General features: G+C 49.3%; 12 protein-coding genes. 6 read left to right on the top strand and 6 right to left on the bottom strand.

Going from position 1 to position 12,009, the window contains the following annotated elements:
- The first annotated feature begins 8 nt into the window (after positions 1 to 8).
- Entirely contained in the window at positions 9 to 392 is a 384-nt protein-coding gene (locus AC0VXX_RS14260) for an MAPEG family protein (protein WP_475514781.1), read from the top strand.
- Between the two features lie 277 nt (positions 393 to 669).
- On the opposite strand, the gene pyrC is transcribed toward AC0VXX_RS14260, so the two are convergent.
- Positions 670 to 1,698, bottom strand: coding sequence for a dihydroorotase (gene pyrC / locus AC0VXX_RS14255; RefSeq protein ID WP_475514780.1), 1,029 nt, complete (start codon positions 1,696 to 1,698; stop codon positions 670 to 672).
- Positions 1,699 to 2,113: 415 nt separating this feature from the next.
- On the opposite strand from pyrC, the gene AC0VXX_RS14250 reads away from it, so the two are divergent.
- From AC0VXX_RS14250 to AC0VXX_RS14235, 4 genes are all read left to right on the top strand, one after another.
- The gene (locus AC0VXX_RS14250; RefSeq protein WP_475514779.1) at positions 2,114 to 3,817 is read left to right on the top strand and encodes an FAD-dependent oxidoreductase; all 1,704 of its coding nucleotides are present in this window, start codon (positions 2,114 to 2,116) and stop codon (positions 3,815 to 3,817) included.
- A 64-nt stretch (positions 3,818 to 3,881) separates the two neighbouring features.
- On the top strand, positions 3,882 to 4,325 hold the full coding sequence (locus tag AC0VXX_RS14245; protein WP_119977671.1) for a YeeE/YedE family protein: 444 nt from the start codon (positions 3,882 to 3,884) through the stop codon (positions 4,323 to 4,325).
- A 9-nt stretch (positions 4,326 to 4,334) separates the two neighbouring features.
- On the top strand, positions 4,335 to 4,799 hold the full coding sequence (locus AC0VXX_RS14240; RefSeq protein WP_475514778.1) for a DUF6691 family protein: 465 nt from the start codon (positions 4,335 to 4,337) through the stop codon (positions 4,797 to 4,799).
- Between the two features lie 76 nt (positions 4,800 to 4,875).
- Positions 4,876 to 5,217 (top strand): FKBP-type peptidyl-prolyl cis-trans isomerase, encoded by a 342-nt coding sequence (locus tag AC0VXX_RS14235; RefSeq protein ID WP_119977673.1) that lies wholly within the window; start codon positions 4,876 to 4,878, stop codon positions 5,215 to 5,217.
- Positions 5,218 to 5,305: 88 nt separating this feature from the next.
- On the opposite strand, the gene AC0VXX_RS14230 is transcribed toward AC0VXX_RS14235, so the two are convergent.
- The 5 genes from AC0VXX_RS14230 to yjjX all read right to left on the bottom strand — a co-directional run bounded on the left by AC0VXX_RS14230 (position 5,306) and on the right by yjjX (position 10,183).
- Positions 5,306 to 5,749 (bottom strand): SufE family protein, encoded by a 444-nt coding sequence (locus AC0VXX_RS14230; protein WP_475514777.1) that lies wholly within the window; start codon positions 5,747 to 5,749, stop codon positions 5,306 to 5,308.
- Between the two features lie 32 nt (positions 5,750 to 5,781).
- Complete coding sequence (locus AC0VXX_RS14225; RefSeq protein WP_475514776.1) at positions 5,782 to 6,993, bottom strand: aminotransferase class V-fold PLP-dependent enzyme; 1,212 nt, start codon at positions 6,991 to 6,993, stop codon at positions 5,782 to 5,784.
- An 89-nt stretch (positions 6,994 to 7,082) separates the two neighbouring features.
- Positions 7,083 to 8,123 carry an NADP(H)-dependent aldo-keto reductase gene (locus AC0VXX_RS14220; protein WP_475514775.1) on the bottom strand — a complete coding sequence of 347 codons (1,041 nt, stop codon included), beginning with the start codon at positions 8,121 to 8,123 and terminating at the stop codon, positions 7,083 to 7,085.
- A 328-nt stretch (positions 8,124 to 8,451) separates the two neighbouring features.
- Positions 8,452 to 9,420, bottom strand: coding sequence for a bifunctional helix-turn-helix transcriptional regulator/GNAT family N-acetyltransferase (locus tag AC0VXX_RS14215; RefSeq protein ID WP_475514774.1), 969 nt, complete (start codon positions 9,418 to 9,420; stop codon positions 8,452 to 8,454).
- 193 nt (positions 9,421 to 9,613) lie between these two features.
- The gene (gene yjjX, locus AC0VXX_RS14210; RefSeq protein WP_475514773.1) at positions 9,614 to 10,183 is read right to left on the bottom strand and encodes an inosine/xanthosine triphosphatase; all 570 of its coding nucleotides are present in this window, start codon (positions 10,181 to 10,183) and stop codon (positions 9,614 to 9,616) included.
- 515 nt (positions 10,184 to 10,698) lie between these two features.
- On the opposite strand from yjjX, the gene AC0VXX_RS14205 reads away from it, so the two are divergent.
- Positions 10,699 to 11,970, top strand: coding sequence for a serine/threonine transporter (locus AC0VXX_RS14205; protein WP_475514772.1), 1,272 nt, complete (start codon positions 10,699 to 10,701; stop codon positions 11,968 to 11,970).
- The last annotated feature ends 39 nt before the right edge of the window (positions 11,971 to 12,009 follow it).

Below are 12,009 nucleotides of genomic sequence, written 5' to 3'. Positions count from 1 at the left end.
TATGCATCATGACCATTTTATTAACGTGTTTATTGTTAGCCATGTTACTGCCTTATTTGGCCAAGGGGCCGGTGGCGGTAGCTATGGCAAAGTTGGGGGGCTATGACAATCATCAACCTAGAGCCCAGCAAGCGCAGTTAACTGGCTTTGGCGCGCGAGCGGTCGCTGGACATCAAAATGCCTTTGAATCGCTACTGATTTTTGGCTTGTCGGTGTTGTGCGTGATCGCGCTAGATAAGGTGAATGACACTGTGGCGTTACTTGCTGTGGGGCATATTATTGCGCGGGTCGCTTACCATATTTTGTATCTGCTGGATAAAAGCACCTTACGCTCGCTTTCTTGGTCGGTTGCCATCGGCTGCAGCTTTGCCATTTTTGCTCAAGCCTTTTAATGGTCTTTAATCGGCCGATTGCCGCTGCTATCGGCGCTTGGCTCAGATCAGCTTGGCCTTGGCTTAGTTAAGATTAGTTAAGATTAGTTAAGCTTAGTTAAGATTAGCTTGGCGTTTGCATAAGCGTATCGTGCCCATAAAAAACACCGCCGTGATGGCGGTGTTTTGTTATCTAGCTTGGTCATTAGCCAGGCCCTAAAGTAGTGTGCGAATCTTCACCGCCCAGTGAGTAAGCTCAGGCATATCGACAGTCACGCAAGGCTATAGGCTGTTTGGCTTAGTCTTCGACTTGCCACTCGATGCGCTCGCCTGCGCGAATCGGCACCACACCTGTATCACCCAGTGGATAAGTTGCTGGCACATCCCAGCTGCGTTTTACTAGGGTGATGGTGTCGCTGTTGCGCGCTAGGCCGTAGAAGTCAGGGCCGTTGAAGCTGGCAAATCCTTCCAGCTTATCGAGTGCATTAACCGACTCAAATGCCTCGGCATACAGCTCGATAGCCGCATGAGCGGTATATGAGCCGGCGCAGCCACAGGCGGCTTCTTTACGATCTTTAGCATGAGGCGCCGAATCTGTGCCTAAGAAGAACTTCTTGCTGCCACTGGCCGCCGCAGCCTGCAGTGCCTGCTGGTGAGTGTTGCGCTTTAAAATGGGCAAGCAGTAAAAATGTGGGCGAATACCACCGGCTAACATATGGTTACGGTTATACAGTAAGTGATGGGCTGTGATGGTTGCGGCCACATTGTCTGGTGCGCTTATCACAAAGTCGACCGCATCTTTGGTGGTGATATGTTCAAGCACAATCTTCAGCTTGGGAAAATCCCGCACCACTTGCTTTAAGGTGTTCTCGATGAAAATGGCTTCTCTGTCGAAGATATCGATCGATGAGTCGGTGACTTCACCGTGAACCAAAAACAGCATGCCCACCTCTTGCATCGCCTCTAGTACTGGGTAGATGTTGTTCACATCGGTCACGCCAGAATCTGAGTTGGTGGTGGCACCAGCAGGGTATAATTTAGCGGCAACCACTTTGCCCGACGCTTTCGCGGCGCGAATATCTTCGGCCGTGGTGTTGTCGGTTAAATACAGCACCATTAACGGCTCAAAGTTGGTGGTGGTCACCGCTTTGATGCGCTCATAGTAGGCCATGGCGCTGTCAAGATTAGTGGCGGGTGGCACGAGATTTGGCATGATGATGGCGCGGCCCATATAGCGGCCTGTGTCTCTAACGGTATCGGCAAGCACGTCGCCATCGCGGAGGTGAACATGCCAGTCGTCGGGGCGAGTAATGGTTATTGTGGTCATTGAGGTATCTTTCTTTTGCGTAGAGTGGCTGGATCTTATGTGGCTAGGCGAGCGCTGTAAAGAGCCAAAAGGGTACTTATTGACGCCCAATCGGCGATAAATCATCTGTTTATCTCTGTTTAAGTCGTTCTTTAGTCATAATTGCGACAGCTTCGCATCATTCGTATTAACTGTGCTAGTTCAATATGAATGATGAAAACTTGATCTATTGGTTTTTTCTAATAAAAGAATTTTGCATATACCTATAGATGTAATACACTCATCGGCTCATAAAAGCTCAGCTCGATGCCTTGCAAAACCGCTTGCTGTAAACCAGCCAAACAAGCTAAGGCTCAAGCATAGGAAAAAGCTGCAGCACCTAGGGCACCTCGCTATAAGCCAGGGTGGATTTGAATCGCAAGTCAGGAGACAGTAAATGAAGAAGTTAGTAATTATTGGTGGTGTTGCCGGCGGTGCATCGGCTGCGGCTCGTGCCAGACGATTAAGTGAAGATGCTGAAATTATTATGTTTGAGCGCGGCGAATATGTCTCTTTTGCCAATTGTGGCTTGCCTTATCATATCAGTGGCGAAATCAGTCAACGAAGTGCCTTAGTATTGCAAACTCCTGAGAGTTTTAAGGCGCGCTTTAATGTTGATGTGCGAGTGATGAACGAAGTGGTTGCCATTAATCGTCTGGATAAGTATGTCACAGTTAAAAATAGCCTCGATGGCACTGAATATACAGAGTCTTATGACTGCTTGCTTCTCAGCCCTGGTGCCTCGCCAATCGTGCCCCCGATCCCAGGCATCGATAACCCTTTGACCCACTCACTGCGCAATATTCCCGATATGGATCGCATTCTGCAGACGATTCAGATGAATAATGTTGAGCACGCCACTGTGGTCGGTGGTGGTTTTATTGGCCTTGAAATGATGGAGTCGTTGCACTATTTAGGCATTAAAACGACCTTGTTGGAATTGGCGGATCAGGTGATGACCCCAATTGACCGTGAGATGGCGGGATTTGCCCATGCTGAAATTAAGCAAAAGGGCATAGACTTGCGTTTGGGGACCGCCTTGTCTGGCGTTGAGTATGTCCCACAGACTCATATGGCAAGCGATGCGTCGGGTGAAGAGACTGCCCATCAGCATATTAAGGGTCACTTAAATTTATCTTTGAGTAACGGTGATTCCCTCGAAACTGACCTGTTAATCATGGCCATTGGGGTACGACCAGAAACGCAACTGGCTCGTGATGCTGGGTTAGAGATCGGTCAACTAGATGGCATTTACACCAATGAGATGATGCAAACCAGTGATCCCGCTATCTATGCTGTGGGTGATGCGGTGGAAGATCAAGATTTCGTCACAGGTAAAGCCACCTTAGTGCCCTTGGCTGGGCCTGCGAACCGTCAAGGACGTATGGCTGCCAACAATATGTTTGGCCGCAAGGAAACCTATCAGGGGACTCAAGGCACCGCGATCTGTAAAGTGTTCGATTTAGCGCTGGCTTCCACGGGCAAAAATGAAAAGCAGCTCAAAAAAGATGGTATAGAGTATCAAAAAGCTTACGTGCACACCGCGAGCCATGCTAGCTATTATCCGGGTGCTGAAGTGGTATCGTTTAAGCTGTTATTTGACCCAAGTTCAGGCAAGATCCTTGGCGCGCAGGCTGTGGGCAAAGATGGTATTGATAAACGCATCGATGTGATGGCGGTTGCTCAGCGCGCTGGGATGACAATCGAGCAGTTACAGCATCTGGAGCTAAGTTATGCGCCGCCATTTGGCAGCGCAAAAGATGTGATAAATCAGGCCGCTTTCGTTGCGTGTAACATAATGAAAGGCGATGCGATGCCGATTCATTTTGATGAAATTGATCATCTTAGCGATGAGCAATTATTACTGGATGTGCGTAATCCTGGCGAGTTACAACAAGGAAATGTTATCGATGGGGCGATCAACATTCCTGTCGATGAGCTGCGGGATCGCATGCATGAACTGCCAAAAGACAAGGAGATAGTGATCTATTGTCAGGTCGGTTTACGTGGCAATGTGGCGTATCGTCAGCTGGTGAATAATGGCTATAAGGCGCGTAATTTAATTGGTGGTTATCGCACCTATAAATTTGCCAAGGTCTAATAAGCGTTAACGGGGTCTTAGGCCCCGATAAATCCCTGTTTGTTTTAGATGAAAGGAGTATTCGATGTTTTCATCTTATGTGATTGCATTATGCGGTGGCGTATTAGTGGGGCTAGGGGCGATTTTATTGCTCTTGCTCAATGGCCGAATTGCCGGTATTAGCGGCATTTTATCGGGCGCGCTATGGGGTAGCGATGACAGCAAAACGCAAGCCAAAGGCTTGGGTTGGCAATGGTATTTTCTGGGCGGGTTACTGCTCAGCGGCGCCATCATGGGCGCACCGCTTGAGGCGATATTTGGCCTTGCACCTATCGAGTTAAGCTCGGTGTCGCAGTCGACTCCGTTACTGCTTATCTCGGGTGTTTTAGTGGGATTAGGCTGCGCTATTGGCAGTGGCTGCACGAGTGGCCACGGCATTTGTGGCGTAGGCCGCTTATCGCCCCGCTCAATTGTGGCGACTCTGGTGTTTATGGTGATGGGTATTATTTCTGCGGTAGTTTTCCACTAAGGTGTTGAGATGAAAAAGATTGTTGCACTTTTTTGTGGTGTATTATTTGGTACAGGTTTAATGCTGTCTGGGCTGGCCGATCCCGCTAAAGTGATTGGCTTTTTAAATGTAAGCTTATTGCTGAGCGGCGAGTGGGACCCGACTTTGCTGTTTGTGATGTCTGGCGGTTTGGCGGTTTATTTACCCTTGTATCTGCTGGTGGTTAAGCCTCGCGCGCAGGCCAAGCTTGGGCCGGTATTTGATAAGTGTTACCACCTGCCCACCAAGCGCGCTATTGATGCGCCCTTGGTCATTGGGTCTGCCTTGTTTGGTTTAGGCTGGGGCATGATAGGTATCTGTCCTGGGCCATCGATTGTTAATTTAGCCCATCTGGATCTGCCTATGGTGCTATTTGTCGTGGCGATGATCGCCGGGGCCTATATTGGCCGGCAGATGAATCGAACCCTGCCGCTGACGGCCAGCAGTCGCCAGTAACTCTGCTTATGGTATGATAAGCAGCAGAATAAGCCTCCGTTTAGGGGGCTTTCTTTTGTCTATTTGAGGTCACGCAATGAGTCAGGAATTAGAGATTATTGATGTTAAGGTGGGCGAGGGGAAAGCAGCGGTCAAAGGCGCGTTAATTACGGTGCAATATGAGGGCCTGTTAGCCGATGGCACTAAGTTTGATTCCTCTTATGATAAGGGTCGTCCATTTCAATGTGTGATTGGCACAGGGCGAGTGATCAAAGGTTGGGATCAGGGGATGATGGGCATGCGTGTTGGCGGTACGCGTAAGTTAGCTGTGCCGGCACATTTAGCCTATGGCGAGCGTCAAATTGGCGCGTTAATTAAACCCAATTCTGATCTCTATTTCACCGTTGAGTTGCTAGAAGTGCTGACCCGCGATGATTAATCGCATCTGGCTTAAGGCTCAAGGGTAAGTTGCCCCTTGACGCTTTGTACATGCTAGGCCAGATGCGCCGACGCATCTGGCCTAGACCTTATTTGGCGGCGGCTTTTATGGCTAACGCCAGTGCATACAGGCCGTTAGTACGAGATGGGCTCAGCTGACCGGTTAGGCCTAACTGGTCAAAATAGGCGTTAATATCCAGCGCCGCGATGGTTGCACTGTCTTGGCCATGGGTGACGGCAAGCAGTAAGGCGACTAAGCCTTTTACGATACGGGCATCGCTGTCGGCCACATAATAGTGTTTGTTGTCGATAGAGGTGTGATACAGCCACGCGTTACTTTCGCAACCTTCAACCTTAGCTGTCTCAGTGCGCAGGCTCTCATCGAGTGGCGGTAAGGTTTTACCCAGTAACATGATCTCACGATAACGCTCTTGCCAGTTGGCGGCGGCATTAAAACGCTTGATGATCGCCTCGCTATCGAAATGCTGGGCTAAAAAGAGGGCCTCGGCCGGTTGTGGAGTGGCTTGCGTCATGGAAGTCCTTAAATTATGCAATGGGCCGCGCTTTACAGCAGCAGGTCTTTGACTGAGGCAAGCGCCTCGATAAAACGGTCGATATCTTGCTTACTGGTATACACCCCAATAGAGGCGCGGCAGCAGCCGTTAAGCTGTAAGGCGTGCATCAGCGGCATGGCGCAGTGGTGGCCGCAGCGCACCGCAATACCTTGTTGATCCAGTAAAATCCCCACATCTTGATGGTGCTCGCCAGCAAGGTTAAAGGCCACCGCGCCAATATTATCCTCATGGGCACCGTATAAGGTGATATCGCCTACATCACTCAGCCTGCGTTGCAGGTACTGCAGCAACTCAGTTTCACGTTGTTGTGTCTGCACTTTATCTAAGCCTGCAATAAAGCGTATCGCAGCCCCCAGGCCGATAACGGCGCTGATCGCAGGCGTGCCGGCTTCCAGTCGGTTAGGTAACGAATTAAATTGGGTTGTTTCAAAACTGACCTGTTTAATCATCTCACCGCCTGTGAGCAGTGGGCTGAGGCTATCGAGGCGTTCAAAGCGGCCATAGAGAATGCCAACGCCAGTTGGGCCATACATTTTATGCGCCGAAAACAGGTAAAAATCGCAGTCGAGTGCCTGCACATCCACCGACAAATGCGCAATGGCCTGCGCGCCGTCGATCACTGTGATCGCCCCTGCTTGTTTTGCTTGTTTAACCATCTGCTGCACAGGATTGACCGTACCAAGCACATTAGACACATGTCCAAGGGCGACGATGGCAGGCTTATCGGCCAGTAGCCGCACGTAGGCGTCTTGGTCGAGGCGCTGCTGTGCATTGAGCGGAATAGGGACAATCCTTGCGCCAGTGCGCTGAGCGAGCATCTGCCATGGCACTATGTTGGCGTGATGGGCGGCGCTGTCGATTAAAATAGTATCGCCTTTGCGTACCTGCTCACTCAATCCGTGGGCAATCATGTTGATGCCTTCGGTGGTGCCATGGGTAAAGATGATCTCTTCGCGGCGCTTGGCATGAATAAAGCGCTGCACGCTGTCGCGCACCGCTTCATAACTGGCGGTGGCTCGGCTCGATAACTGGTGCGCTGCGCGGTGTACATTGGCATTATCGTGTTGATAATACTGAGTCATCGCCTCTATCACCGCTAATGGCTTTTGGCTGGTGGCGGCGGTATCGAGGTAACACAGCGGGTAATCCCCTAGAGTTTGAGCAAGGGCGGGAAACTGCGCGCGCAGTTGAGTTAAGTCCATTGGTGGTTCCGGCAGCAATAAATAAACAGGCGCTAGGATCTTGGGAGATCTTAGCGCCTATTGCAAGCTTTTGTCACATCCCTTGCCCGTTAGGGGCAGGGCAGGCGATAGCGATCGGCTAGTTCGTTGAGTCTGGCCAGTAACGGCTCGCTCAGAGTGACATTGAGACTGTCGATATTCTCTTTGAGCTGCTCAAGATTGGTGGCGCCAATGATGTTAGATCCGACAAATTTTCGACTGTTGACGAAGGCCAAGGCCATTTGCGCTGGGCTAAGGTTAAATTCGCGTGCCAATTCCACATAGGCTTGCGTCGCTTCGAGGGCTAATTGGGTACCGTTATAACGGGCAAAGCGCTTAAACAGCGTCATACGCGCGCCTTCGGGCCATTGGCCGTCAAGGTATTTGCCACTTAGGGCGCCAAAGGCCAGTGGTGAATAGGCCAGCAGCGGTAACTCTTCGCGGTGGGCGATTTCCGCCATGCCCACTTCAAAGCTACGGTTGAGTAAGTTATAGGGGTTTTGCACGCTAATGATACGTGGTAAGCCATGTTTTTCTGCTAATTGCAGATATTTCATTAAGCCCCAAGGGGTTTCGTTAGAGACGCCAATATAGCGAATTTTACCGGCGCTGATTAGTGACGCTAAGGCTTCTAGGGTATCGATGATCGGCGTGAGTTTTTCTTGATCTTGCTGCTCGTAACACAGTTCGCCAAAGAAATTGGTATTTCTGTCAGGCCAATGCAGTTGGTACAGATCGATGGTCTCAATCTGTAAGCGACTCAAAGAGTCATCGACCGCTTGGTGAATATTACGCCAGTCTAGCGCCATATTGGGGCGGATATAGTCGCTCTTGCCACCGGGGGCCGACACTTTAGTGGCGATCACTAGGTTGTCGCGATTGCCGCGAGCCTTGAGGTATTGGCCTAATATGCGTTCGGTTTCCCCTTGGGTTTCAGCCTTGGGGGGCACAGGGTACATCTCGGCAGTATCGATAAAGTTGATGCCTTCGCCAATGGCGTAATCGAGCTGAGCAAACGCTTCGCTTTGGGTATTTTGCTCGCCCCACGTCATGGTGCCCAGACAAAGTTGGCTGACGTCGAGGTTAGAATGCGGGAGTCGTCTATAGTCCATGAAAGTCTCCGGAATGCGCAACAATAATGTTTGAACTAGGGTCTTTGATTTTTACGTTTTAATACAATTTATGGGTTATTTTGCTAAGGGGCGATGACATTGAGTGGTATTCCGACTCACCCTTTATTACAGGCTTAAACCGCCACACACCCACATAGCTAAGAGGCGTGATCCTTCAAGTCTGTCTATAAATCCTGTGGTTTAAATCCCATTGAACCTGCATAACAACTCTGCTTGAACCCTAACAACCTTTGTTATAAAACACTAGCTAATTTGTTACTCCACAACGCAATAATTTAACGCAATGATCTCTACATGAATGCCTTGCTCAAAGCTTAAGCAACATGGCGATTTCACAAGCATCATGACCTGTGTCACCTAGCGGCTGATTCAAGTGTTCGAAGCCCAGTTTTTCATATAATACCAAGGCTTCTTTAAGGCAGGCGGTGGTTTCTAAATAACAGGCTTGATAACCACGGTTGCGGGCAAATGTTAAGGCTTGCAGGGCTAAGCGCCGCGCAAAGCCTTTGCCACGCAAACTGGGCGAAAAATACATTTTTTGCAGTTCACAAACCCCATCATGACCCGCTAATGGCGCGATCCCCGCACCGCCCAACACTTTACCGTTGTGGGTGATGACCCAGTAGTGAGCATCACTCATCTCATAGACCTGATACAAGCTGTCGAGAGTGGGATCGGCAACGCCATAGCCCTTATCGGGTGTGAGCCCATATTCGGCCGACACACAGCGGATCACTTGGGCTATTTGTGGGTTGTCACTGGGTGTAATGCTGCGGATCTCAAAGTCTTGTTGCTGCTCGGCATAGGCGATAGCCCGCGAATACAGGTTTAACGAGTTGGTGAGTTGGCTTACCTGCTCTGCAGAGAGCTGGGCGAGGATCTGCTGATATAAGGTATTTTGTTGCTGATTTAGGTTTTTGAGTTGGCGTTTTCCTTGGGGAGTCAGCTTGCATAATGAACTGCGGCTGTCTCTGGGGTTGGTGCGACTCTGTGCTAGCCCTTTTTCGCACAGTTGGCTGACCGCTCGGCTGGCATTGGACTTGTTGATATTAAGCAGCTGTGCCAGTTGATTGACCGATAATTCTTGGTTACTGAGCTCGATTAATGCATAGGCTTGCACTGGCGATAAGTGTAACGGCATGCCATCGGCGTTGAGCATCCCCAACTGCCTGACTAAGCGTCGCGATATTTTACGTAACGAGGAGCAGGTTTGCGGCAATGTAGTCTCTGTTGCCTGTGAGACATTATTCAGAGGAGAGATGCTGTTGTCAGTCATTGGCGATCCGGTGTTGTTTATCGGTTAGTGATAGCATGAGCTGTCGCTAACAGGTGTCACGACGATGTCATCAAATCGATAGCTTGGGTATCGAATTAGTTGCAAGAGATACCTAATCTAGACGGCTTGATTTTCAAATGCAAGTATTTGCTAATGTAGCTGACATCGCAATAGGGGCGGCTAAGTCTGAGCGTTAAGCATAAACCTGTGGATTTAAAATGGGGGCCATTGCCAACACAATCGCTTGGGTGTAAACGCTTTCGCGACTGGCTTTGCCGTCCGTGAGTAGGCCTATGGCACCGCCTTTTTGCTTAATGTTGACTGTGTTAAACAGCCTATCCATAACATCACCCAATTCTTCGCCAGCGACTAAGGCTTGATACACAGCTGTGGGCAAGGGTAATTGGGCGCTGCGTCCGATAGACAGTTTGTCTTGATGGATAATGGCCATATAGGCATAAGTGGCTGCGCCATGCTCGAAACAGTCAACACCCCCTTCCATCGCTATGTAGAGTTCGGCGCTTAAGTGTGGCTGTAACTCTGCTTGCTGCTCACAGTAACGCGCTCGATTGATGGCCCCTGTGCGAGTCTCACTATCTGTCATGGGTTGCGCGGCCACGCCAGAGGGGGCGTGTACGCCTTGGCTGATGATTAGCGCTGTCGGAAAGAGTAAGGCGACGGCATTATGGGCTGCGGCAATTTTTACTGGATTCGTCGAACCGACGGTAATACGAATGGGACTGGCAGTCGAAAGAGTGGGCATGAAATAATCTCGAATGAACCGTGTTAAGGCGCCTATTTTGCCATAGCCGTTGCCATAGTGCATGAGCCCGGCTAGATTTTGTCACGATTGTAACATTTCTAGCTGTACTATGGCGAAGCTGCCTGGTGTGACATTGTGTGATCTTGGTTGGGGTTACGAGTGCTTTTGCTGGTAACGCTCTCGCTTTTGCTTTTAGTGTGACAAGTGTCGTTATTTAGCTTTTGTGCAATTACGGCATCGCCCAGCCGCTCTGGCTTTGCCGTAACACAACTGTTAATGAGAGGTGTATATGCGTTACTCCTTTATTACCAATATGAAAAAATGCTACAGCTTTAATTGAACACCGATCACAATATTAGTGAATTCTGAAATTTCATTACAAAATACCGTGTCAGATCAATTTTTAGTGCGCTTTCTCCTATATTCTGTGACCGAATTTAGTCGTACTGCTGGGAACATCCTAGTCAGTCGTAGCAATACATAAGATGCCATGAGCATCAATAAAGGTCACATTTATGCAAAATGAAGCGACAGTATCTCAAGTGTTAACCCCGGCTCCGTCGAAGTGGACCCGTACCGATACAACTTGGATGTTAAGCCTGTTTGGCACCGCGGTTGGTGCTGGTATTTTGTTCTTACCGATTAATGCCGGTATGGGCGGTTTTTGGCCTCTCGTGATGATGGCGTTGATCATCGGTCCCATGACCTATTTAGCCCATCGCGGTTTGTCCCGCTTTGTGTGTTCGTCACAAAAGCAGGGTAGTGATATCACACATGTGGTTGAGGAGTATTTTGGGGCAGGCGCAGGTAAAGCGATCACTGTGCTGTACTTCTTTGCGATTTATCCTATTGTACTGATTTATGGCGTTGGTATTACCAATACTGTCGACAGCTTTATTGTCAATCAGTTAGGTATGGCATCGCCACCACGCTTTATTTTGTCAGGTGTGTTGATCTTAGCCATGATGGCCGTGATGGTGTCTGGCGAGAAATTTATGCTTAAAGTGACCCAGCTATTGGTGTATCCATTAGTGGGTATCTTGGCCTTCATGTCCTTGTACCTCATCCCTAGCTGGAAAACCGATGCCTTGATGCAAGTGCCTGCTACCGCTGACTTCTTAGGCACTGTGTGGTTAACCATTCCGGTATTAGTGTTTGCCTTTAATCATTCACCAGCTATTTCACAGTTCTCGGTATCACTTAAGCGTGAGCACGGTCAGAACGCGGCGAAAAAAGCCGACGTGATTTTACGTAACACCAGCATGATGTTGGTGGGATTTGTGATGTTGTTTGTGTTCTCTTGTGTGTTGTCACTGAGCCCAGCGCAACTTGGCGAAGCCAAAGCGCAAAACTTACCTATCCTATCTTACTTGGCTAACGTACATGCGAGCGGTTTTGTGAGCTACTTTGGTCCTATCATTGCGGTTATCGCGATTGTCTCTTCATTCTTTGGTCACTATATGGGTGCGACAGAGGGGATGCGCGGCATCATCACTCAGCAGCTTCGTGGTACTGATAAAAAGGTCAGTGACAGTAAAATTGATAAGTTTATCTTGGCATTCATGTTCCTCACCATCTGGGGCGTGGCGATTATCAACCCAAGTATTCTTGGCATGATTGAAGCGTTAGGCGGGCCAATTATTGCTGCAATCTTATACCTAATGCCTATGTATGCCGTGTACAAGGTACCAAGCTTGAAAGCCTATCGTGGCCGTATTAGCAATGTGTTTGTGATCATTGCGGGCTTGTTGGCAATGACAGCCATTCTGTTTGGCATGCTGTCTTAAGCTACTGATTGAAGGCCGCCAGCTAAGTTATGGTTGGTC

This window comes from Shewanella sp. QJM3NY_23, from assembly GCF_056173105.1.
The sequence above is the reverse complement of the archived record's forward strand: the minus strand, read 5'-3'. Positions and strand labels throughout refer to the sequence as shown.

Coding starts and splice junctions, on each gene's coding strand:
- AC0VXX_RS14215 (WP_475514774.1), bottom strand. CDS start 9,420: ATGACTGACAACAGCATCTCTCCTCTGAATAATGTCTCACAGGCAACA.
- AC0VXX_RS14235 (WP_119977673.1), top strand. CDS start 4,876: ATGAGTCAGGAATTAGAGATTATTGATGTTAAGGTGGGCGAGGGGAAA.
- AC0VXX_RS14205 (WP_475514772.1), top strand. CDS start 10,699: ATGCAAAATGAAGCGACAGTATCTCAAGTGTTAACCCCGGCTCCGTCG.
- AC0VXX_RS14250 (WP_475514779.1), top strand. CDS start 2,114: ATGAAGAAGTTAGTAATTATTGGTGGTGTTGCCGGCGGTGCATCGGCT.
- AC0VXX_RS14260 (WP_475514781.1), top strand. CDS start 9: ATGACCATTTTATTAACGTGTTTATTGTTAGCCATGTTACTGCCTTAT.
- AC0VXX_RS14230 (WP_475514777.1), bottom strand. CDS start 5,749: ATGACGCAAGCCACTCCACAACCGGCCGAGGCCCTCTTTTTAGCCCAG.
- pyrC (WP_475514780.1), bottom strand. CDS start 1,698: ATGACCACAATAACCATTACTCGCCCCGACGACTGGCATGTTCACCTC.
- AC0VXX_RS14240 (WP_475514778.1), top strand. CDS start 4,335: ATGAAAAAGATTGTTGCACTTTTTTGTGGTGTATTATTTGGTACAGGT.
- AC0VXX_RS14225 (WP_475514776.1), bottom strand. CDS start 6,993: ATGGACTTAACTCAACTGCGCGCGCAGTTTCCCGCCCTTGCTCAAACT.
- AC0VXX_RS14245 (WP_119977671.1), top strand. CDS start 3,882: ATGTTTTCATCTTATGTGATTGCATTATGCGGTGGCGTATTAGTGGGG.
- AC0VXX_RS14220 (WP_475514775.1), bottom strand. CDS start 8,123: ATGGACTATAGACGACTCCCGCATTCTAACCTCGACGTCAGCCAACTT.
- yjjX (WP_475514773.1), bottom strand. CDS start 10,183: ATGCCCACTCTTTCGACTGCCAGTCCCATTCGTATTACCGTCGGTTCG.